The following is a 22,045-nucleotide window of genomic DNA, read 5'->3' as shown; positions in this document are numbered from 1 at the left end:
AAGTAGTGAAATAAGTAGAATAGAAAAATAATGATAAATGTTACTAACAAACATAAAGACGACCCACTATGGCTATAGATAATGCTTCCAGATTAGTTGCTCGCAAAACTGCAATTAGAGAACTAATAGAAAGTGATTATGCTCTTGGCGATGATAAAAACCCAAGCCATTTGACTATTCAGGGTCAGACTGTGCAGAAAGTGAATGTTATTGCGTTTGTTGTTCATAAAGAGAATATAGGTTCTATTAGTAATTTACTTTTAGATGATGGAACAGGCCGTATTATAAGTCGCTTTTTTGAAGAGAACAGAGTCGCTTCCGACTCAACTGTGGGGGATGTGTTATTACTTATTGGTCGGGTACGGGTATATAATCAAGAAAGATATCTCTCTCCAGAAATCGTAAAAAAAGTAAATACTTCTTGGTTACAAGTCCGTAGATTAGAATGTAAAAGTGCATTTAGCCAGCCGCAAACAAATCCCTCAGATGCCCTTGTTGAAAAGGTTGATCAGGAAGAAGAAAACGCGAGAAAGAACAATAGGAAACAAGTAACGGAATTGAGTGATGAATGTGTGGATGAGGAAACCGTAGAGACTCAAGATAATGTGCTGCCTTCTCAGAAAATTTCAAAATTGATTCGAGACTTAGATACAGGCACAGGCGTTTTTATTGAAGAGATTTTGGAGAAATCACCTCTTGCTCAGACTGAACAAATTATTGAAAAAATGTTAGAGAGGGGAGAAATTTTTCAGAATCAACCCGGTAAAGTAAAGGTCTTATGATTTTTCCAAGCAATTATGAAATAAGATCAAGGAAATTATTAAGAAAGATTACAGAAAAAGCGCAGGCGTCACATAGACTTCTACTACGCCTGCAACGAAAAGAATTCCTACGCTAATCATAATGAGATCAAGAGCATCCACCAACACTTTATCGTCACTAAGGTTGTGTTTAATAAGTGCGATAGAAATAATTCCTCCCGCAAGACCTGCAACGAAATAGGCAGCAATCTCAAGTAAACCATGGGTCATATAACGGGCAACACTAAATGAAGCAGCACCGAGATATGCCGCTAATATTCCCGAACCGTTGGATGCAAGTGCTTGTGCCGCTTGCGTTTTTATTACTGAACCCATCGCGGTGGCGATTACGGATGCGTTCCACGTAAGGATAAACATGGCACCCGTACCATAAAGTAGAGAAAAAATGATGCAGAAGAAAAGAACCTTAAGATTGTTAAAAAAAATATTTCCAAATAACCCAAACCGAGTAATATTACCCGTTATCTGCACATTTTGATTCACATGATTGATTGCTTGGTCTTGAAGAGAAAAGGCGACTTTGACAACATCTTGAGGGAGCACAACATAGGCAAGAACAAATGCAGTAGTAATACCTAAAAACAAAAACATTAAGAAAATGAGTACCTTAGTGTGTTCTTTAAGTAGAGACCATTCTTGAGTTGATTTTAAATCTAACTCTTCTTCATTCTTGATTGTAGTATAGAGTATGGGGACAGTACATAATACAACTAAAAAAACAGTAAGAAGCGCAGCTGCTTCTTTGAAAACATAATAGGAAATTACAAGTGAAATGGAAGCAAATAAAAAACCTGCAAAAAACATTTCCCATGGTTTCTTTTTGATAGCAAAGGGATTAAATAAAGACTCCAAAACCATTAATAAAATAAAGCGAAGTTAATATTTAAACTTTTGGAAATGCGCTCCCGTTCCCCCACACCCCTTGATTTCTCATGGAAACTTGGTGTTTGCTGTTTTGAGTGATTTGAGGACCAATAAAAAGAGAGAAAATAGAGATAAGTGCAATTACGATAGATCAAAGTGTTCTATGACAGGCAAGAATAAAAAATAAACGAAACAAACACCAAATCAAGTTAAATGCACTCTTCAATAGATAACGAATCTGTTGTTGAGGAAAGGAAAGGGTGAGGTTAAAAGAATAATTTGTGAATATATCAAGACAATCGATGTTGTATGTGAAATTGGTTTGTTGGTTTTTTTATAATGTTGGTTGAGTAAGAACAGGTATATAACAAATTATTTTCTGTAAAGATTTTTAGAATTATTGATTTGAAACTGAAATTGACAATTAATTTAGGGTTGTATGGTTTCTGCATTATAATTTTATGATCAATTTTTTTAACATATAATGAATTGTGCTTTTTCTTATCGTTTTTTGTTTTATTATAATTATATAACTATTATTATTTATTTCTATATTGAAAATATATAATAATAATAATAAGAAGAAGAAGAAGAAGAAGAAGAAGAAGAAGAAGAAGAAGAAATAAAAAAAATATAAGAAAAAGGAAAAAGACGAATAGAGTAAAAATTTGCAATTGAATTTGGAATCGTATGTGATGATTGATCTTTGATTATTGATATTACTGAAGACGTTAAATTGGTGCTTTTTATTTATTGTTATGGCTTTAATGATGTTGTTTTTGCATATATTGTCTTAAGAACATACTCTCAAATTCCAATAACTATTTATACTGGTTCCATGTGCAATAAAGGGTAGTCAATTAATTTCGTTTGAAGCTGTGGTTGTGTTTGTTTGATAAATTAATGTGTGTCTCTTATTGATCAAACAAAACGGACATGCAGGGTTTCCATGAGAAATAGGGGGGTAGGATGGGGTTAGGCAATTTTTTTGAAAATTATCTGAAACAGGACTCGTTATTTATTGATAAATCCATACTTTCTTCCTCTTATATCCCTTCGGACATTGTTTTTCGTGAACAACAAATTGAGCTTGTGGCTAATATCCTTGCACCTGCGTTGCGCTTGGAGAGGCCCTCCAATCTTTTTGTTTATGGAAAAACAGGAACTGGGAAGACGCTTTGTATTCGTTATGTTCTCAAGTCTATGGAAGAAATTGCTCAAAAGAATGATATTAAACTCAAAACAATCTATCTTAATTGCAAACTTAAACGTGTTGCAGATACAGAATATCGACTTATTGCACAGCTCGCTAAAGAATTTGGTAAGGATATTGCATCTACTGGGCTACCTACAGATGAAGTTTATAACATTTTTTATGGGGTTCTCGATCAACAGCGCCAGCTCGTTTTGTTGGTTTTAGATGAAATAGATCAATTAACTAAAAAGATAGGTGACGAAATCCTTTACAATCTTACTCGTATTAACAGTGAACTAAAACAATCTCAAATTGCCCTTGTGGGGATCTCTAATAGTCTTGTTTTTGCTGAAAGTCTTGATCCTCGGGTAAAAAGCAGTCTTTCGGAAGAAGAGCTTATTTTTCCTCCATACAATGCATTACAAATTCAAGATATTCTGCGTCGTCGGGTTGCGAAAGCATTTAACGAAGGTACAGTTGAGATGGGCGTTGTTGAGAAATGTTCTGCGTATGCTGCTCGTGAACATGGCGATGTTCGTAGGGCAATAGATTTGCTACGTGTGGCGGGGGAGCTTGCAGAAAGGTCTAAAGCCAAGAATATTGCATTGGCCCATCTTGATGAAGCAGAACGCAAAGTTGAATCTGATCGTATGGTTTGCGCAGTAACGGATCAGCCCAAACAATATCAGGCAATATTATACGCTATTTTATTAGTAGCCCCTCAAAAAAAGCACTTTTTTACAGGGGAGATATATGATTGTTACCAGACAATTTGCCGTAAAAGCCGCCTTAATATCTTAACCCAACGGCGCGTTTCGGACATTCTAGCCGAACTTGACATGTTAGGGATAATTCATGCAAAGATTATCTCTAAAGGAAGATATGGGCGCACGCGCGAAATAACAGTTAATCTTGATGAAGCACTTACTTTGAAATTGCGTGATGTGGCAGAGAAAGCACTTAACCTCTCTGACGGCACTAGTAGCTAGGGGAGATAGAGGGATGTTGGGTTGGGATTAACGAAGTAAGAATCAAATAGTAACGATCTGAAATTATATTTTATAGAATAGACATACACAAATATGGCAAGATAATATGGAACAATCGAAACAAGCTAGAATTGAAGAACTTTTTGAAAAAGGGATTTTGGTTAGTGAGGATGCTCTTGACCGACCCATTTCCTCTACGTTGTTGCACCGTATCGAATCTGAACCAGATCTTATTGTTCTTAATACTGATTATGCCCAAGTCATTGAACAACAGAGTTCACTTGTTGATTGGTACGAGGTTGACCGTTACCGTGTTGATGCAGAAAAGGATCGAGATGATGAGTTATATCAATCTCAACTCCAGACATTTCGTAGTGCATCATTGAGTAGTTTTCCTCATTCTACGGGAATGGGGTCTTCTTCACCTTTATTTGACTCATCTACACATCTACTTGAGGATATAACTTCATTAGAAGTTCCATTAACCCCTGTTGGGTTGGCGCAAGGTGAATCTATATCTGCTTCCTCTGCGTCTTCTTCACCTATTGCGGAATATGGGTCTAGCACTCAGATTCAACCAGATCTTTTACCTGATGAAGAATTTGAACAAGATAGTACTCTTCCCATTATTGAAACACCTTTAAGTGTCGTTACAATCGTTACTTCATTTCAAAACATTCCCAAAAAACACACAACTCAAGATTTCACTAATTTTTTCTTGAGCCGTTATCGTTTCTTAGAAGGGTTATTGCGTCAACGACAAGAATTAAGTCACCCTGTCTCTATAGGGAGGGCACTAGCCAAAAAAGATAAGGAAGAAATTACAATTATTGGTTTGGTCGAGAATATTTCTGAAACTAAAAATGGCAATCTTGTTGTCACTATTGAAGATCCTACTGGGCGTATTAAGGCGATTGTCTCTAAAAGTAAGAAGGAGATTCATGCAAATGCTCTTGATCTTGTCGTTGATGAGGTTGTGGGAATTACAGGCACATACATGGACAAAGTTATTTTTGTTGAAAATATCACATGGCCAGATATTCCTCAAACTCATGAACTCAAAAAAGGTCCTGTTGAAGAATATGCTATCTTTCTCTCAGATGTCCATGTCGGCTCGAAACTCTTTTTACAAGACGAGTTTGAAAAATTTTTACGTTGGCTTAGTGGTCAAACTGGCAACGAACAACAGCGTCAAATTGCTGCTGCCGTGAAGTATATTTTCATAGCAGGAGATTTGGTTGATGGTATTGGGATTTATCCAGCTCAAGAAGAAGAACTTTCAATTAAGACCATAACTGGTCAGTATGCTGCGTTTACGGAACTTCTCAAAAAAATTCCTTCTTCTAAACAAATTATCATGTGTCCTGGTAACCATGATGCTGTTCATCTAGCTGAGCCCCAACCAGCGTTTTATCAAACTTTCTCCAAGGATTTATTTGGTCTTCCTAATGTGTCTTTAGTCACTAACCCTTCCGTGGTTAATATTGGGAAATCTGCAAACTTTGAAGGATTTGATGTTCTTCTCTATCACGGATACAGTTTTGACTATTATGTTGCTAATGTACCTTCTATTCGTAATGGGGGGGGATATCACCGTTCTGATTTAATCATGAAATTTTTGTTAAAGCGTCGCCATCTTGCTCCTTCATTTAAATCAACACCTTATTATCCTGCTTATGATGAAGATCCACTTATTGTCAAAAAAGTTCCCGATTTTTTGATCACAGGACATATTCACTATTGCAGTGTTGCTAACTATAAAGGTGTTACAATGATTAGTGGAAGCTGTTGGCAAGCAAAAACCACATTTCAGGAAAAACTAGGACATGAACCAGAACCAGGTCGTGTTCCCTTAGTTAATCTTAAAACTCGTGAGGTCAAAGTTCTTCGCTTTGCTTAGGTGATCTTATGCCCCCTATTGCTTCTCCTACGATCCAAAAATATTTTGAGTCTATTCAGCGAGGAATTCAAGATTGTTATGAAGTAGCGGGTCAAGCACGTCAAAAAGGTCTTGACCCAGAAACAACTGTGCCTATTCCTTTGGCAAAAAATATGGCGGAGAGGGTTGTTGGGCTTATTTCTGTAGTCTATCCTCCTATCACAGATACAACTGTTACACAGCGTATTGCTGAACTGGAAAAAGAATATGGGTTACTTGATTGGCGAGTTGCATTTAAAATCGCAGAAGAGGTTGCTAAGGAAAAATTCTGTTCATTTGAAACAAAGCAACAGGCAATGGAGATTGGTATTCGCGTTGGCTTTGCCTATCTGACGTTAGGTATTGTTTCTGCTCCATTAGAAGGTTTTATTGGTGTTAAAATTAAACAACGGCGTGATGGGAAGGAATATTTCGCGTTGCAATATGCTGGTCCGATTCGGGGAGCAGGTGGGACGGCGGCATCGACTTCAGTTATTCTTTCAGATTATGTACGAGTTAAAATGGGATATTCCACATATGACCCTGATGAAAAAGAGCTCAGTCGTTATGCTGCAGAGATTCAGGATTATCATGAAAGGGTAACTAATTTACAATATCGTCCATCTGATGAAGAGATAAAATTCATGGTATCACATATCCCTGTTGAAGTAGATGGTGATCCAACAGAAAAAATTGAAGTATCTAACTATAAAGATCTTCCACGGATTGATACAAACATGATCAGAGGGGGGATGGCTCTGGTTTTAGCAGAGGGGTTGTGTCAAAAAGCGCCTAAGTTGTGGAAACGCTTGAGTAAATGGGGAAAACAATTTGATCTTGATTGGTCTTTTCTTGAGGAGTTTCTTGCTCTTAAAGAAAAAATCCATGCGGCACATGCTGCACCTAAAAAGGAAGAAGGAGCAGAAACTTCAACTGAGGTTAAAGTTAAACCTAACAATACGTTCATAATGGATTTAGTTGCAGGCCGTCCGATTATTACCCATCCTTTGGCAACTGGCGGGCTACGGCTGCGTTATGGTCGGAATCGTACTTCTGGTTTTTCGGCTACTGCGCTGCATCCAGCAACTCTTATTGTTCTCGATAAGTTTATCGCTATTGGGACTCAACTTAAAATGGAACGTCCTGGAAAAGCGGCGACGGTTACGGTTTGTGATACTCTTGAAGGACCAATCGTACGACTTAAAGATGGGTCAGTAGTTCACTTTACTTCTGAAGAACAAGCAAGACTTCAACATAAAGATACTCAAGAAATATTATTTTTAGGGGATGTTTTGTTTAATTATGGAGATTTTTCTGAGAACGGTCATCGTCTTGTTCCTCCTGGTTATTGTCCAGAATGGTGGGCACTTGAACTTGAAAAGTCTCTTCAAAATCGTGATTCTATGCCTTATTTGGAGATGGGTATTCCCAAAGAACGTGTTGACAAATTCATTGCTGATCCTTTACGGCTCCTGCCTGATATTGATGAAGCAATAACCTTGAGCACTTATTGCAAAGTTGCGCTTCATCCTACTTATTCATTCTTTTGGAAACTCGTTTCAAGTGATGATGTGCTTGCTCTTGCAGAGTGGTTTGCTTTAGGAAAAATTCGTAAGGATGATAAAGGACTTCGCAAAATTATTCTCCCCTATTTTAGTACTGAGGTGGTTCATCTTCGTGGCAAAGAAGTTTTGGAGAACATTGGCGTGCCTCATTTAGTAGTTAGTAAAGAAAGTGTTGTTATTGAACGTCCTCATTCTGATGCTCTTGCTGCAGTTCTGGGCTGTGCTGATCAAAAAACTCTTGAGAATCTTGTTGAGGTTATTCGCGCATTGCGTGAAAAGCACCAAACTAAGAATGGGTTGGAACTCATCAATGTACTCTCTCCATTTGTAGTACGAGACAAAGCGGGGACTTTTATTGGCGCGCGGATGGGTCGTCCTGAAAAAGCGAAAATGCGCCATCTAACAGGAAGTCCTCAGGCTCTTTTTCCAGTAGGCGAAGAAGGAGGACGTTTACGTAGTTTTCAAAGCGCTCTGGAAGCAGGAAAAGTAACGAGTACATTTTGTTCATTTAAATGTGATGCGTGTAATTCTAACACTATCTATTCTCGCTGTGACAAATGCGGGGCTTTAGCGCGTCAGTTATATTCTTGCAGAACGTGCGGTGATGTTGAGAAAGATGTCTGTCGTCATGGTCCTACACAACCATTCAAAAACATAGAGATTGATATCAAACATTATCTTACGAGTGCTAAGAAATTTGTTAATGAAGATGTGACTCCAGAACTTATTAAAGGTATAAGAGGTACTTCCAACAAAACCCACATCACTGAGCACCTTGCGAAAGGCATTTTACGAGCTAAGCATGGGATTTACGTGAATAAAGAAGGCACTACCCGCTATGATTGCACAGAGCTTCCCCTTACTCATTTCAAACCAAAAGAAATTGGCGCTCCTATTGCTAAATTGCGATCCATTGGGTATGAATTAGATATTCATGGTGTTGAGTTAACTCATGATGACCAAATCTTGGAGATAAAACCTCAGGATGTGATTATTCCCGGTTTTGATTCTCTTGAGGAATCAGCTCCGAAAGTAATGCTGCGAGTTACGGCATTTATTGATGATTTACTGGTTCGGTTCTATGGCCTTGCTCCATTCTATAATGCCAAGAAAAAAGAAGATCTCATTGGACATTTAGTGATTGGTCTTGCTCCGCATATCTCTGCAGGACTGGTTGGTCGTATCATCGGTTTTTCTGAAACTCAAGGATTGATTACTCATCCGATGTATCATGCCGGTCTACGACGTGATTGTGATGGGGATGAAGCAGCTATTCTCATGCTTATGGACGGGCTGCTTAATTTTTCACGTCATTTCCTTCCTACTACTCGAGGTTCAACGATGGATGCTCCATTAGTTCTTACTTCATTTTTGGATCCTACGGAGGTAGATGATCAAGTTCATGGTATTGATATAATGTGGAAGTATCCTTTGGAATTTTATGAAGCGGCGTGCGCGATGAAGAATGCGTGGGAGGTAAAGTATGGTCCAGATCAGAAGAAAATTGAACAGATTTCTGATCGTCTGGGAAAACCAAATCAGTATGAGGGTTTTGGATTCACGCACCATGTAGATAATTTTAATCGGGGTGTTCAATGTTCTGCGTATAAGACGTTGCCTTCTATGGAAGAGAAATTAGTAGGTCAGATGGAGATTGCTCGCAAAGTACGCGCAGTTAATATGGATGATGTTGCTAAGCTGGTTATTCAAAAACATTTTTTGAAGGACATTAAAGGGAATTTACGTAAATTTTCTATGCAGCAATTTCGTTGTGTTTCTTGTAATGAGAAATATCGTCGTCCTCCTCTGGCGTCAAAGTGCTTGGAATGTGGTGGTCGGTTGATCTTTACTATTTCAGAGGGATCAGTGGTAAAATATTTAGGTCCCTCGTTGATGCTTTGTGAAAAATACGATTTTTCGCCGTATTTAAAACAAGTGTTAGACATCTTAAGAACAGACGTCGAAAATATTTTTGGAAAGGAGAAAGAGAAGCAAGTTGGATTGGGATCATTTATGACTTGAGTTTAGAGTTCGTCATAATCTTAAGTAGTGCTTCTATCCATGAAAGAAAACAAAGTGTAAAATTTATAGTTCCACAATCACTGTTGCATGTGGAATGCCCTGAACGACAAGAACACGTTTTGAATCAACTAAGCCTAACTCAATTCCTAATTCTACGGCTTGCTTGCCTGTCAAATGCACATGTCGTGATGCTTTCATGATTTCTCGTGCATGTTCTTTTGTTCTGCGTTCACCAACATAGAATTCCTTAGTTAAGTCTAATTGTTTTCTTCCTTCTTCAAATAGTTTGCCAAGAATTTGTGTGTCCGTAATTACCACTACACTGCCATGAGGTCCTTGTTTGTAACAAATCGTTAATACCATACTTAAATTTTCTTAACTGGTTTTTTTACACCGCATGCTGAGCATTTTAAATAGACCACTTCTTTTTCTTCTTCTAATGTTGTGTCAGGTTTATGACATTCTGAACAGTATAAGAATTCACTCGCATATTTCTTGATTTTTTTGTTAATGATTGCTGCTGCAACTTTAGTACCAAAAATAGCACGTTCACCTGCGTACTTTCCAGGTGTCGCAAGTTCACGCAGGAGATATTTAAGTAAATGTTCAGGCTCACGCCGTAGGTCTTTGGCGATTTTTTTTAGATTGATTAGAACGGTTTTATTTCCTTCAAGGTGTCCTTTGACATTTTCAATGGCAAAACGATCTGCCCCTTGTGTTAATTCTGGCAATTCTTCTTGCGCTTTTGCAAGTAATTCTTCGTAGCTTTTCATCTGAGGGGTTGATCTGGTCGCTTTTTATAAATATAATGGCTCAACTTCCCAAAATTCAACGTAATGTTTATATATTCTACAATCCCCATTTCCCAATATAAAGAGGTGTAGAGAAACTTTCCGTTTTGGAAAATCATTGATTTTCTAAACGGAAATGAATACAATGTGTTCATTTCCCGTTTCTGGACCACTTTTTTAATCGGTGTTAAAAAAGAGGTGTTATCATGGCAGGTTTAGAATTAGCAGAAGTCATTCTTGCAGTAATTATTGGTACTCTTGCAGCTATCGTCTATTCATTACGTGTGCTTATCTTACTTGAGCGTCGTGTTGCGAACATGGAAATGAATATCGAAAAAATGACTGCGCGTGTTCTTCGTGAAGAACGTACCATTGAAACATTAGTTGGAAAGAGAAAACGGTAAGTATTTTTTTAGGTTATTTCTTTTTATTTTTTAGTCGGTTTTTTTGCAACGGTCTTTTTGGTGGTTGTTGGTTTCTTAACAGCAGTCTTTGGTTTTTTTGCAACTTTTTCCTTCTTTACGACAGCTTTTTTCTTGACGGCTTCTTTTTTACGAGCAGCTACTTTGCTGCGTTTTTCTTTGACTTCTTTTCGTCTTACTTTACGTACTTGAGTTAATTCTGCTAATTCAACTATGAGCCCTTCGATTTGTGTTCTGATCCCAGCTTTACGGTCTGTACTATCATCTTGGGCAAGAAGCTCACCACATTCAGGGCAGTGAAATTCAAAATCCATAGCTTGATCAAATGTAAGACGAGTGCATTCTTTTGGACAGACAAAGTAGAGTTCCTTTTCTTCTGAGATTAGTTGTTCACGTAATCGTTCAAGTAACTCTTTTTTCATCTTAACATAACTAAAGCTAATGCTATCGGGTTGTAATGTCCAATAATAGATGTACCATCCTTTTTGTTTGTCTTTTTTGCGAGTAAATGCGACGAGATTATGATTGTAGAGAATATAGAGTAATTTACGAATAATTTTGATATCTTTATTGGTACGAGTTGCAAGATCAAATTCAGAGATGTTTTGTTTTCCCATTAATTCTTTAATAAGAGGTGTTCCCTGTTCACCTAGCACACTGATAAGAATTTCTTCAATCTTTTTAGGAGGCAGACGCATTAGGTATTATCATAGAGAAAGGCACTTTTAAATCTTTCGGTTTTAGTCCTGACCAGTGGTGGTATGCTTGAAAGAGGTCGATTCTTTTTGCCAGTCTCCCAATAATTGTTCTTTGGTGAGCCCTTTAAATCGTGCTAACTCTAAGGAAAGACAAAAACTTGCACCAGTATCTTTAAGGTCCTCTAACATACAAAAGTGCCAGGGTTGACCTGGAAAATGAACCGCAACCCACGGTTCTGCACCGAATTTCTGTGCAAAGGTTTGGAGCTGATTAATTTCTTCTTTAGTAAAATATTTCTTTTCATCTTTAGTTACTTTACACTCAATTGCTAGACGTCGAATAGCATTGCCTGCTAAGAGATCTGGTGCAGGATAGCGCGATGATCCACTGCCAGCAGCTCGAATACATACCCAACCTTGATCATTAAAGAATGCTACCAACTCTCGTTCTCCTTTGGTTCCTTTAGCTTTGGTGTTGATCATGGGAGAAAAGAGATCGCCAGAGTTTATTGTTCTTGTGGTTTTAGCTCTTACACCTTTATCTTCAAGAAATCTTCCGCCACCATCGCACCAGGAAAATAGGCTTGGGCTTCTTCAATAATTTCAGAATTTGTTTTATAGCGTTGGCTAATATGGGTAATGACGAGTCTTTTAGCGCCGTTCTCTTGACCAATTAATGCAGCTTGTTTTACAGTGAGATGTTTTGTCTTAATGGCATTAGCACGTAAGTTATCAAGAAGTGTTCCTTCAATAATGAGTAGATCAACATCCTTTGCTAAATTATACGCACCAGTACAAGCGGCAGTGTCGGTAACGTAACTTACACTTTTACCTTCGATGATGGTTGAGACATCATCAGGATTAATTTTTTTACCGTTTATGACTACAGATAGTCCTTGTTGCAACTTTCCCAAAATAGGTCCTTCTTCGAGACCAAATTTCTTTGCTGTTGACATATTAATTCGTCGTTTATTTTTCTGTTGGAAACGAAAGCCAATACATTTAGTGGAGTGAAGTAATGGTGCTGCTTCTAGTGAAAATTCATCATTTTCAAAAATGACTCCATTTTCTACTTCATGAACTTCAAAGGGGATAATATCTTTTGCGGCAAAACCTTTCAGTGTGTATTCTAGAAACTTGGCAGTTCCACTAGGTCCGTAAATATGCAATTTGCTTGCGAATTCATCAGCACCCATACTACTTAATAGACCAGGAACACCAAAAACGTGATCTCCATGAAAATGGCTAATACACAAACGAGTAATCTTTGCAGGTTTGATACCTGCGATGCGCATTTGTCGTTGAATCCCTTCACCGCAGTCGAAGAGAATATTTTCGTTGCCAAAGGTAAGTAAGACTCCTGCATGATTACGATACTTGGTCGGCTGCATACAGCCAGTGCCTAAAAACGTAATCTCCATGGATCTTTACTCCTCGAGTGTTGCTGCTAAATCTTTTAAACTAGCAATTTTAGCAGTATATTCTCGGTTCTGTGAACGATCAACAAGAATGGAACGCACATTTGCGCGTTGAGCTGTGACCATATCGCTTTCGATGCTGTCTCCTACTAATACTGCTTTGGTTGCATCACTTTTTATTTGGTCTAGGATATGTCCAATAAATCCTTCTTCTGTTTTAATTTTGCCCATTTCACAGGAGAGAAAAATATGTTTGAAATATTTTCTAAGATTATATTTCTCTAAGACATTCTTAACTGAAAATGGGTCAGTGTTGGAGAATAATACTAAAGTATATTTTTGACTCAATTCTTCGAGTACTTCTTGTAATTCAGGATACGGTCGAGCTAACATCCAGGATTTATTCCACATCCCAATCAAATCATCCATTTTGCGTTGGTGTGGTTCAACATTAAATTCTTTGAACACTTCATCAAACCCATCTTTCAATGTGGGGATATTTTTGGTCATCATGGCTTTCTCAAAACGGACTACGAACTCATGAAATGGTATCTCGATGTGTAAGATATTGCGTACTTGTTTGGTTGGGCTCCAGACCCCAGTTTCTACTAAAGTTCCCCAAAAATCAAATAGGATTACGTTTGTCATGGAGGGCTAATTCGACGGCGGCTTTTTATATTTTACGAAGATAAAGCGATTGTTAAGAATTAAAACTAGTCTTACTTAGATTTAATCTTTCAATGCGGGCATCACAAAATCGTACGTATGGGGGACATCATCTGGTCTTAAAAATCCCTTATCAGCAACCATTTTCCTCCATTGATCAGCACAGATTACGTAGGGGTTCCAAGACTGCGCAAATGACACAATTCGGTGCTGAGCTCTAAAACCTTCTCGCTGGAGAGGAATTTCAATAAGGTCGTAAAACAAACGCGCTACTGCTCCTAAAACCGTCAAATGATTTGAAATTTGCTGTTGATATAACTCTTCGCGTAACATAACAAGATCATTTTTTGATTTAGGGAGATCCAAGAGCATTTCTACCGGCAACCCAGAACAATCAATTTTTCCCGCAACTGTATGTTCATCAACAAGATCAGCAAGTTCTTTATCCGCCCAACTCTTTACTCCTAATCGATCAATTCGTCTAATCTGATCTTCTACTTCTGCACGGTACGTACTGGGCTGAAAGAGATAATCAACCACTTCAAAGCAAAAATGATTGTTACCATCATCAATTCGATCTGTAAGCAAGAATTTAGGGATACAGCGTTTTTCAAAAGCAACAATGAGGTCATTACTCTCCAAAGGATTGTATCCACAGTCATAACGCTGACCTTCAGGCGATGTAAAAAAATCAAGATGGTGGTGTTCTTGATCGATTTTTCCTAGACTATAAAGATAGGGTCCTAAATCTTTGAAACTTAATTTAAAAAATACCCTCGGATAAGAAGCAGTTAAAGGTAAAGAGTTACTAATCTCTTCTAAATGGTTGGAAGCTAATCTCACGGCATCTTCTCGTACAGGTCTAAACGATTTTGCAAGAGCATGGAGCGCCCTTTCTATATCCTTCTCAGCAATGGTATAACAACAATACAACGTGCCCATACGAAAAGAAAAAGAGGCTTATTTTAAATAAGTTTAGAGGATAGTCCCTTAGAAATAGTGACAAGATGGCCTCCCATTGATAGAATTATCTTCAAATCCGTAACCACTAATTATTTAAACACTTCTTACACTCACACAACCATGACACTTACCGTTCAAGAACGTCTTGCTCTCATCAAGGAAGTTGGTGAAGAAATCATCGGTGAAGAAGAGTTAGTTGAACTTCTTAAGACTAAAAAGAAAATAATTGCATATGATGGATTTGAACCCTCTGGTCGGATTCATATTGCTCAAGGGTTATTACGTGCTGTTAATGTCAACAAACTCACAAGAGCCGGCATTACCTTTCGTTTTTGGGTAGCTGATTGGTTTGGTTTACTTAACAATAAAATGGGTGGGGATTTGGAAAAGATTCAAACAGTTGGTAAATACTTTATCGAAGTGTGGAAAGCCTGTGGCATGGATCTAACCCATGTTGAATTCATCTGGACAAGTAAATTTATCAAAGAACATCCTGAATATTGGGAAACGGTTCTCAAAATTTCCATGAATGCAACAGTACAACGGGTGCTTCGTTGTGGTCAAATCATGGGCAGAGAAGAATCAACCAACAATCCAGCGAGTCAAATTCTCTATCCAATCATGCAAGCAGCGGATATTCATCATTTAGAAGCAGATATTGCACAACTAGGAATGGATCAACGCAAAGTCAATATGCTTGCTCGTGAAATTTTCCCTAAGTTGGGATTTACTAAACCTATTGTAATAAGTCACCATATGCTTATGGGTTTATCACAACCTCCTGCAACTGATAAGATTGGTGCAGATCGAGCTATTGAAGTTAAGATGAGTAAGTCAAAACCTGATACTGCGATTTTTATGACTGATAGTGAAGAAGAGATTAATCGCAAATTCAAAAAAGCGTATTGTCCTGAGAAACAGGTTGAAGATAATCCTGTATTGGAATATTGTAAATATATTGTTTTTGAAAAAATTGAATCATTTACTATTGAGCGTCCAGAGAAATGGGGCGGTAATCTAACATTTAACAGTTATGATCAGTTAGAAAAAGCGTTCATCAATGGCGACGTCCATCCTGCGGATCTTAAAACAGCTACTGCCAAATACATTAATCAATTTCTCATGCCTGTGCGAGAACACTTCGAGAAGAATAAAGATGCCAAGAAGCTTAAAGAGTTAGTTGAAAGTTGGCAAGTCACGAGATAATTTTTCTGAACTTATTCAATCTTTACAAAACATTTTTATAGCAAGTATACTTTTAGTATACTATGGATGTCACAACTGTAAAAATTCATAAAAAGACAAAAATGGCAATGGATGAAATAAAGCAGAAAAACGAAACCTATGATGATGTTATTGCACGACTTGCAGTAAAAGCGAAGAAACAAAATCTTGTACGTGAGATGATTGCCGGCTATAAAAATAAAGCGAATGAGGACAGAGAAATTCTTGGAGAGTGGGAGGGAACTTCTGGAGAATTAGAATAATGGTAGATGTAAAAAGAGGAGATATTTGGTTAGTTAATCTCGATCCAACAATTGGACATGAGATCAACAAATCCAGACCCGCAGTCATTATTCAGAATGATGTGGGCAATAAGTATAGTACTCTTACGATTATTGCACCCATCACTTCTCAAAACGTTGATAAGATATATCCTATGGAAGTGTTGCTCACCGCTCAGAATGCACGTGTTGAAAAGTCTTCAAAAGTGTTGTTAAATCAAATTAGAGCGATTGATAAGCAGCGACTCATCAAAAAGTTGTCTAAGATTGAGGACATAACAATGTGCGACGTTGACGAAGCACTTAAGATAAGTTTGGGATTATTGTAGTCTAATTCTTTACAAATGTTCAATTCTTAGTACTCCTTGGGGGGTGACTAATTATTTTAAAGACGTTTTTCTTGATTATGGGAAAGGGAGGTGTTTACATTGGAAAAAAGTAATCATACAACAATCATTATTGCAGTTGTTGCATTAGTTGCTATCGTTGCAGTTGTTATGTTTGGATTCAATAAGACTGAATTTAGTTCTGTCTCTGAAGAAGGAGAGGAAGGAGCTGTTGCTGGAGAAGCGATACTTGCACGTGGAAATCTACTTCCAGCTGGACAAAATCTGGTGTTTATAGGTTTTAACACTATTAGTGACCATTACGGCAACGTTGATTTTCAAACTACAAAGACAGCATCTCAGATTTGTCGGGACATGGGTTATAGAGGATGCTTTGCTGGGCAGATGGAAAAGATAATGCATTATTATGAAAGTGCCGATGGTTCTTGCCGTCGACCACAGTTCCAACCCGCCGACTCTGTTCTAGTTCCTTGTAATGAGGCTGGTCGAGCTATCGATGACCGATTATGTCAAACTTGGGATGCACCTTCCGTCGAACCTGAGTTAGGAGATAATAATTATCATCAGATTTTAACAGAAGTTATCTGCAAGAATTAATTGTTTTCTTTCTTCTCTTTTTTTCTTACCCCAACCCCTACAAAAACATTTTTACTTCCCTTTCATTAAAATCGTTACCGACTTACTAAAATATTTTTTTGCCACACGTTTTACATCCGCAACCGTAACTGCTTTTATTTTTTTTACATAATCCTTTAAGTCTTGGGTGTTACCTAATTGTTCCCAGAATAATAATTGATCAGCGTATTTTTGTGGCTCTTCTAATTCTAACAAATAATCTCCTTCCAAGTAATCTTGCGCTTCTTTGAGCTCTTGTGCCGTTGTTTGTTGTAATTTTGTGAGTTCTTCTGAGATTACTTTTTGTGTTGTCGAGATTTTCTCTTTGTCAATCGTGGCATATATTGCGAAATATCCATATGTTCTCTCTGCAACATGTTCTGTACCAACATCATAGGCTAAACCGCGTTTTGTGCGAATCTCACAAAACATTTTTCCACTTTGTCCCCGTCCCAAAATCCCATCAATAACTTGAAGCACATAGGCATCCGGATGAGAAGCAGGAACAGTTTTATAACCAATCATAAGGTAGGTGTTCGTTGTTTTTTTCGGAACTTGAATTACTTTACTTCGCTTTAAAGCTGGTTCGTGAACGGTTTGAGATGTGGTTTTCTTCCCGCCGGAGAGGACAAAATATTTTTCAATGGTGTCCTTCCAAGCATCAATGTTTCCTACAATAGCAATAGTCATATTTTGCGCAATGTAGTGTTTACGAAAATATGCCCTTACTTTTTCAGGTGTTAGATTTTCAATTATCTTTTTGCTTCCGTGTGTGGGATATCGGCAAGGATGTTTGCTATACAACGCTTCTTGTAATAATAACCACTGATGGTACCGAGGTTCATCATCAACACGCCCCATCTCTTTAATGACAATTTTTTTTTCTTTTTCAACTGACTTTGGTTCAAATAAAGGATTTTGCAGGATGTCAGCAAGCACTGAGACTGCTCGTTCGAAATGTTTCGCAAGGACTTTGATGTAAAAATTGGTTCGTTCTGTGGTGGTGTACGCGTTGAAATCACCGCCTACACTTTCAATTTCATTTGAAATTATTTGATTTGTTGGTCTTTTAGTTGTTCCTTCAAAAAGAATGTGTTCTAGGTAGTGTGAGATTCCTCTTTCATCAGCTTTTTCATCATTGCTGCCTACTCCAATCATTACCTGGACGATTACGGCGTTGCCTGGTCGTTTTTCATAAAGTACTGTGATACCATTGGCAAGAACCTTTTTTTGCATAGAAAAATGATATTTTTTGGGTTTATAATGCTTGCGGGTGGCGAAAAGGGGATGAATCCCTCATTCAGAACTAATTTAACTTTAGAATTTCCTTTTGAAGATGTTCATATATTTTTTCGGAGTCTTGAATATGATCTAAGTGGACACTTCCCAAAATCGATCCTGCAGTAATGAGACGAATTGTTCCTGTACCCATCAACCGATTCCAAATTTGTTTGCTAAGTGTTATATCAGTAACTTTCGCATAGGGAACTACGTGACGGTTAATCACCCACCATCCATCAGCGTACTCTAATTTATCTTTAAAAAATCGGTATTCTCGTCTTTTAAAATCAAGATATCGAGGAATAATTGGAAGCACAAACAAAAAGAGAAGGAAAATAACTCCAAGTGGTAATGTAAAATAGGCACTCATTGCACTGATAAATATCAAGAATAAAAGACCTACAATAAAGAGAAACGAATTCCATAATAACATTGGAAGTAATGCGCTTTTAAGATTTGGTCTCAAGACAAACAACGGTTTGTTCGTTTTATCCATTCTTATAAGAGTTCTCATGATCTATATAAAACTTTAGAGGGGGCTGTTTTCGCTACATTTTTAACTTCTTGATTCTTTCTTGGTACTGTGAAACGAAAGGAACTTCAGCGATATCTTAAACTCAAGAATCTTGATCTGGCGCTCTTTTGCGATCCTGACCCTGTTCTTACCTATCTTAGTCAAGAAAGTCTCTCTCATGGGCTTATTGCTGTTACCAGAACGAAAACCTATGTGTACACTACTGCGTTAGATAAGCCTTCGTTGCCTAAAGACATTATTCAACGATCATATATCAGGGAGTGGCATAAACAACTCAAAGCCAAACGAATTGGTATAAATAAAGAGGCGCTTACGTTAAGTCAGTATCAAGGATTTCGTAAAGCTTTTCCTAGAGCTTCTTTTGTTGATGTTTCTTCTTTCTTGAAAACATTGCGTCGGTCTAAAGTTTCTCAAGAGATAAATAATATTGCACATGCTTGTAAAATTACGAGTGACGCGTTTGATGCTTTAATTAAGGAACTGCCAAAACAACGTCTCCGTACCGAATTTGATGTAGCATTCTTTCTTGAACATTACATGCGTTCTCAAAATTGTGAACTTGCATTCCCTACCATTTCTGCGATGGGTAAAAATGCTGCCGTTCCTCATCACAAAACTGACAATACTAAGTTACAGAGAGGATTTCTCTTACTTGATTTCGGAGCTCGCTACAAAAACTACTGTGCTGATATGACGCGTGTGCTTTTTCTTGGTAAACCGACAAAAGCAGAAAAAGAAATGTACCAACTTCTTCTTCAAGCTCAAGAAGCAGGGATCGTATTTTCCAAGCCTGGCGTTGATTTCAAACAAATTGATGGACATGTGCGTTCCTTACTTGGCAAGCACAAAAAAGCATTTATTCATTCTTTGGGTCATGGTGTTGGAGTCGAAATCCATGAGGACCCATTTTGTCGTCAAGGCGCAAAGATTGAGGAAGGAACTATTTTTACTATTGAACCGGGTGTCTATTTTGCGGGAAAATATGGTTTGCGCATTGAAGATACGTTAGTCATGCTTAATGGCAAAGCTACCATTTTAACAACTGCAACAAAAAAATTGGTTGAGATCGCAAGATTCTGATCGTAGTTTTCTTTAGAGTTTCGTCGGGTGATACTGTTAACTAATTGGCAGGCAGATGCTACGAGCCACTCCGTAGGAGCCGACCCTCGGCTCGTCATCGTCGATCTAGTTTGCAATTGCAAACGCCGATCCTGATGACGGATGACGCATCTGCATTTAAGTTAACAGTGTCCGTCGGGCAAAGGTTTATAACTCTTAAATTCTTACTTTGTACTATGCTTAAAGTCTGGCAACTTGTTAAATCTAAGAAAGATGTTCATCTCGTTTCTTTAGAAAAAGCTGATTCATCGTTGCTTTGGATTGATTGTGTTAAGCCAACATCTACAGAGTTCACATCAATTTCTAAGCGAACAGGAATCCCAATTTCCTCACTTAAAAAAACAACCAAAACTCATCAACGTCCACACATAATTGTTAACTCTGCTCACTCTCATATTCTTTTTGCAGGCACGGTGGAGGAGAATAATTCTCTTAAAACAACCTCTATTTCATTTTATTTGACAAAAGGGGCAATTGTCACTATCCATGAAAATCCTTTATCTAGCTTTACGACATTTGCTCAACTTGATCCCGAAGAGAAAGCATTATTGTTTTCTCATAATTCTTCCTATTTGTTGCTTCATCTTCTTCGAAAAATTTGTAATGATTTCTTTACAGCTCTTGAGAAAGTAAATGCTGAAATCGAAAATTTAGAGGAGAAAGTTTTAGAAAATCCATCGCATCAACTTTCTAAAAAAATATTCAGCATTAAACGTTCCTTGATTTTTTATGAACGATCTTTAATGCCCAACAAGGACGTGATAATTTCTTTGGAAAACGAGTTGTTCGGTCACGCTTCTCATGAAGAGAGATCGCTTCTTTCAGAGCTTGCAAATGATGTTAATGAGTTAGTGTATTTAGCTAGTACCTATCAAGATATTCTCACGAACGTGCTTGATATGTATCTTAATTCGATCAGCAATAACATGAACAAGATTATGAAAACACTTACGATCATCACAGCTTTTGTTATGATTCCTACTTTTATTGCAGGAATTTTTGGTATGAATTTCCTTATGCCTATTTATACTTGGAAATATGGTCACTTTATTGTTATTGGAGGAATGGCGTTTTCTATTCTGGTTTCCTCTATTATCTTCAAGAGAAAAAAGTGGTTATAATCCTTTGAAAAGGGATATGCGTTGTCTTTTTCCGTTAAACTTTTAAATAACTCATGGTTTTGCCATAACATTTATAAATAAGCACTAGGGGCTGTAGTGTAGCCTGGAAACAGGGTTACCAACAAAATCATAGATTTTGAGGTTGCCTTAGGCAACTATCACTAACGGTTTGGGACCGTTGAACCCCGGTTCGAATCCGGGCAGCCCCACTTTTTTGGAGGACAACAATGTCAAATTTATCTGCAAAACGCTTCGGCTCTCGTTATGGGCGCAAAACTCGCGCTAAGTTCGCACTAGTAGAGGGTCAACAACGATTACGTCATAAATGTCCCTATTGTAACAAACATGCTGTCAAACGACAAGCAATGGGTATCTGGACCTGTGGTAAATGTAATGTTACCTTTGCAGGAAAAGCGTATACCCCAACTTAATAAGGAGGCACCATGTATTACCTTTGCTTTGATTGTGGAAAGAAAGTGGAAGAAGAGTACACTAAGACTAAAGTTCGTTGCCCATATTGTGGTGGCAAGGTTCTCTACAAAGACCGTCGCCATGTTGTAACTGTCAAAGCTCGGTAATATTGTTCTACAATGAGTCCGACAAAAGTTCAACAGCTCCAGTTATTGCAGCAAAATATTGAGAATCTTGCGTTGCAAAAACAGCAGTTTTCGTCTCAACTTACTGAACTTGATTGTGCTCTAGGCAATTTGAGTAACACTTCTCAATCTTATAGAATTATTGGCAAACTAATGATTGCAACTTCGAGTGTTTCTCTTCAAAAAGAGTTAGAAGAAAAACATGATATTCTACGCTTACGTCTCGAAAATGTGGAAAAACAAGAAGAGAATCTCACTAAGAACATGGAACAAGTTCAAAAAGATGTTGTTGCGGAGTTGCGTAAAAAATGATTTTAGTTGATCTTGATAAGGCAGTTGGAAATCTGAGTTTGATTGTTGAAGAAGGAGAAGTAAGCAAGAAATGTTCAGATAAAATTCAGAAAATCATTACATTACTTCGTAGTTCTGATGAATTATGTGTGGAGAAAGCACTCCTTGAACTTGAAGAAGTTGCTAACTATGATCTTTCTTCTTATAATCGCACGCAACTTTGGGAGATTATTAGTGTTCTTGAGACAAAGGGATAGAATCTATTCTTTATTTGTTAGGGTGTTGATTAATAGTTAAACTTTT

At 37.7% G+C, this 22,045-nt stretch carries 25 protein-coding genes and 1 tRNA gene; 16 read left to right on the top strand and 10 right to left on the bottom strand.

Features of this window, described 5'->3' with window-relative positions; all coding sequences use genetic code 11:
- The first annotated feature begins 68 nt into the window (after nucleotides 1–68).
- Nucleotides 69–782, top strand: a complete 714-nt coding sequence (locus HYV86_05660) for a hypothetical protein (protein ID MBI2573322.1) — start codon at nucleotides 69–71, stop codon at nucleotides 780–782.
- Between the two features lie 48 nt (nucleotides 783–830).
- On the opposite strand, the gene HYV86_05655 is transcribed toward HYV86_05660, so the two are convergent.
- A complete protein-coding gene (locus tag HYV86_05655; GenBank protein MBI2573321.1) occupies nucleotides 831–1,679 on the bottom strand; it encodes a stage II sporulation protein M in 849 nt (282 codons plus the stop codon).
- Nucleotides 1,680–2,654: 975 nt separating this feature from the next.
- Between HYV86_05655 and HYV86_05650 the strand changes: the two genes are divergently transcribed.
- The 3 genes from HYV86_05650 to HYV86_05640 all read left to right on the top strand — a co-directional run bounded on the left by HYV86_05650 (nucleotide 2,655) and on the right by HYV86_05640 (nucleotide 9,374).
- Entirely contained in the window at nucleotides 2,655–3,869 is a 1,215-nt protein-coding gene (locus HYV86_05650; GenBank protein MBI2573320.1) for an orc1/cdc6 family replication initiation protein, read from the top strand.
- Between the two features lie 106 nt (nucleotides 3,870–3,975).
- Nucleotides 3,976–5,769 carry a DNA-directed DNA polymerase II small subunit gene (locus HYV86_05645; GenBank protein MBI2573319.1) on the top strand — a complete coding sequence of 598 codons (1,794 nt, stop codon included), beginning with the start codon at nucleotides 3,976–3,978 and terminating at the stop codon, nucleotides 5,767–5,769.
- Between the two features lie 8 nt (nucleotides 5,770–5,777).
- Entirely contained in the window at nucleotides 5,778–9,374 is a 3,597-nt protein-coding gene (locus tag HYV86_05640; GenBank protein MBI2573318.1) for a DNA polymerase II large subunit, read from the top strand.
- Between the two features lie 63 nt (nucleotides 9,375–9,437).
- Here the strand turns inward: HYV86_05640 and HYV86_05635 are convergent, their stop codons facing one another.
- Both HYV86_05635 and HYV86_05630 read right to left on the bottom strand, forming a co-directional pair.
- A complete protein-coding gene (locus HYV86_05635; protein MBI2573317.1) occupies nucleotides 9,438–9,737 on the bottom strand; it encodes a DUF424 family protein in 300 nt (99 codons plus the stop codon).
- Nucleotides 9,738–9,739: 2 nt separating this feature from the next.
- On the bottom strand, nucleotides 9,740–10,147 hold the full coding sequence (locus HYV86_05630) for a translation initiation factor IF-2 subunit beta (GenBank protein ID MBI2573316.1): 408 nt from the start codon (nucleotides 10,145–10,147) through the stop codon (nucleotides 9,740–9,742).
- 224 nt (nucleotides 10,148–10,371) lie between these two features.
- Here HYV86_05630 and HYV86_05625 point away from each other — a divergent pair, with 224 nt between their 5' ends.
- Nucleotides 10,372–10,569 (top strand): hypothetical protein, encoded by a 198-nt coding sequence (locus HYV86_05625; protein ID MBI2573315.1) that lies wholly within the window; start codon nucleotides 10,372–10,374, stop codon nucleotides 10,567–10,569.
- A gap of 23 nt (nucleotides 10,570–10,592) precedes the next feature.
- Here HYV86_05625 and HYV86_05620 read toward each other — a convergent pair whose 3' ends face one another.
- From HYV86_05620 to HYV86_05600, 5 genes are all read right to left on the bottom strand, one after another.
- Nucleotides 10,593–11,285 carry a hypothetical protein gene (locus tag HYV86_05620; protein MBI2573314.1) on the bottom strand — a complete coding sequence of 231 codons (693 nt, stop codon included), beginning with the start codon at nucleotides 11,283–11,285 and terminating at the stop codon, nucleotides 10,593–10,595.
- A 42-nt stretch (nucleotides 11,286–11,327) separates the two neighbouring features.
- On the bottom strand, nucleotides 11,328–11,768 hold the full coding sequence (locus tag HYV86_05615) for a Holliday junction resolvase (GenBank protein ID MBI2573313.1): 441 nt from the start codon (nucleotides 11,766–11,768) through the stop codon (nucleotides 11,328–11,330).
- A gap of 47 nt (nucleotides 11,769–11,815) precedes the next feature.
- On the bottom strand, nucleotides 11,816–12,706 hold the full coding sequence (rnz, locus tag HYV86_05610; protein ID MBI2573312.1) for a ribonuclease Z: 891 nt from the start codon (nucleotides 12,704–12,706) through the stop codon (nucleotides 11,816–11,818).
- Nucleotides 12,707–12,712: 6 nt separating this feature from the next.
- Nucleotides 12,713–13,351, bottom strand: a complete 639-nt coding sequence (locus HYV86_05605; GenBank protein ID MBI2573311.1) for an HAD family hydrolase — start codon at nucleotides 13,349–13,351, stop codon at nucleotides 12,713–12,715.
- An 81-nt stretch (nucleotides 13,352–13,432) separates the two neighbouring features.
- A complete protein-coding gene (locus HYV86_05600; GenBank protein ID MBI2573310.1) occupies nucleotides 13,433–14,311 on the bottom strand; it encodes a hypothetical protein in 879 nt (292 codons plus the stop codon).
- A gap of 141 nt (nucleotides 14,312–14,452) precedes the next feature.
- On the opposite strand from HYV86_05600, the gene HYV86_05595 reads away from it, so the two are divergent.
- The 4 genes from HYV86_05595 (at nucleotide 14,453) to HYV86_05580 (ending at nucleotide 16,781) form a co-directional block, all read left to right on the top strand.
- Complete coding sequence (locus HYV86_05595) at nucleotides 14,453–15,538, top strand: tyrosine--tRNA ligase (GenBank protein ID MBI2573309.1); 1,086 nt, start codon at nucleotides 14,453–14,455, stop codon at nucleotides 15,536–15,538.
- Between the two features lie 62 nt (nucleotides 15,539–15,600).
- Nucleotides 15,601–15,819, top strand: coding sequence for a hypothetical protein (locus HYV86_05590; protein ID MBI2573308.1), 219 nt, complete (start codon nucleotides 15,601–15,603; stop codon nucleotides 15,817–15,819).
- Entirely contained in the window at nucleotides 15,819–16,166 is a 348-nt protein-coding gene (locus HYV86_05585) for a type II toxin-antitoxin system PemK/MazF family toxin (protein MBI2573307.1), read from the top strand. The genes HYV86_05590 and HYV86_05585 overlap by 1 nt, the downstream gene beginning before the upstream one ends.
- Before the next feature lie 99 nt (nucleotides 16,167–16,265).
- Nucleotides 16,266–16,781, top strand: a complete 516-nt coding sequence (locus HYV86_05580; protein MBI2573306.1) for a hypothetical protein — start codon at nucleotides 16,266–16,268, stop codon at nucleotides 16,779–16,781.
- 51 nt (nucleotides 16,782–16,832) lie between these two features.
- Here the strand turns inward: HYV86_05580 and HYV86_05575 are convergent, their stop codons facing one another.
- Together HYV86_05575 and HYV86_05570 are read right to left on the bottom strand one after the other, a co-directional pair.
- Entirely contained in the window at nucleotides 16,833–18,035 is a 1,203-nt protein-coding gene (locus tag HYV86_05575; protein MBI2573305.1) for an insulinase family protein, read from the bottom strand.
- 70 nt (nucleotides 18,036–18,105) lie between these two features.
- Nucleotides 18,106–18,576, bottom strand: coding sequence for a PH domain-containing protein (locus tag HYV86_05570; protein MBI2573304.1), 471 nt, complete (start codon nucleotides 18,574–18,576; stop codon nucleotides 18,106–18,108).
- Between the two features lie 87 nt (nucleotides 18,577–18,663).
- On the opposite strand from HYV86_05570, the gene HYV86_05565 reads away from it, so the two are divergent.
- From HYV86_05565 to HYV86_05535, 7 genes are all read left to right on the top strand, one after another.
- Nucleotides 18,664–19,695 carry a M24 family metallopeptidase gene (locus HYV86_05565; GenBank protein ID MBI2573303.1) on the top strand — a complete coding sequence of 344 codons (1,032 nt, stop codon included), beginning with the start codon at nucleotides 18,664–18,666 and terminating at the stop codon, nucleotides 19,693–19,695.
- A gap of 215 nt (nucleotides 19,696–19,910) precedes the next feature.
- Entirely contained in the window at nucleotides 19,911–20,855 is a 945-nt protein-coding gene (gene corA, locus HYV86_05560) for a magnesium/cobalt transporter CorA (GenBank protein MBI2573302.1), read from the top strand.
- A gap of 87 nt (nucleotides 20,856–20,942) precedes the next feature.
- Nucleotides 20,943–21,064 (top strand) — tRNA-Pro (locus HYV86_05555).
- A gap of 18 nt (nucleotides 21,065–21,082) precedes the next feature.
- Entirely contained in the window at nucleotides 21,083–21,286 is a 204-nt protein-coding gene (locus HYV86_05550; GenBank protein MBI2573301.1) for a 50S ribosomal protein L37ae, read from the top strand.
- Nucleotides 21,287–21,298: 12 nt separating this feature from the next.
- On the top strand, nucleotides 21,299–21,433 hold the full coding sequence (locus HYV86_05545; protein MBI2573300.1) for a DNA-directed RNA polymerase subunit P: 135 nt from the start codon (nucleotides 21,299–21,301) through the stop codon (nucleotides 21,431–21,433).
- Nucleotides 21,434–21,445: 12 nt separating this feature from the next.
- Nucleotides 21,446–21,763 (top strand): prefoldin subunit, encoded by a 318-nt coding sequence (locus HYV86_05540; GenBank protein ID MBI2573299.1) that lies wholly within the window; start codon nucleotides 21,446–21,448, stop codon nucleotides 21,761–21,763.
- Nucleotides 21,760–21,999 (top strand): UPF0147 family protein, encoded by a 240-nt coding sequence (locus HYV86_05535; GenBank protein ID MBI2573298.1) that lies wholly within the window; start codon nucleotides 21,760–21,762, stop codon nucleotides 21,997–21,999. The genes HYV86_05540 and HYV86_05535 overlap by 4 nt, the downstream gene beginning before the upstream one ends.
- Nucleotides 22,000–22,045: the final 46 nt, after the last annotated feature.

Source organism: Candidatus Woesearchaeota archaeon (assembly GCA_016188115.1).
Lineage (GTDB): Archaea > Nanobdellota > Nanobdellia > Woesearchaeales > GW2011-AR9 > JACPIK01.
This window is presented reverse-complemented; position numbering and strand designations above follow the sequence as displayed.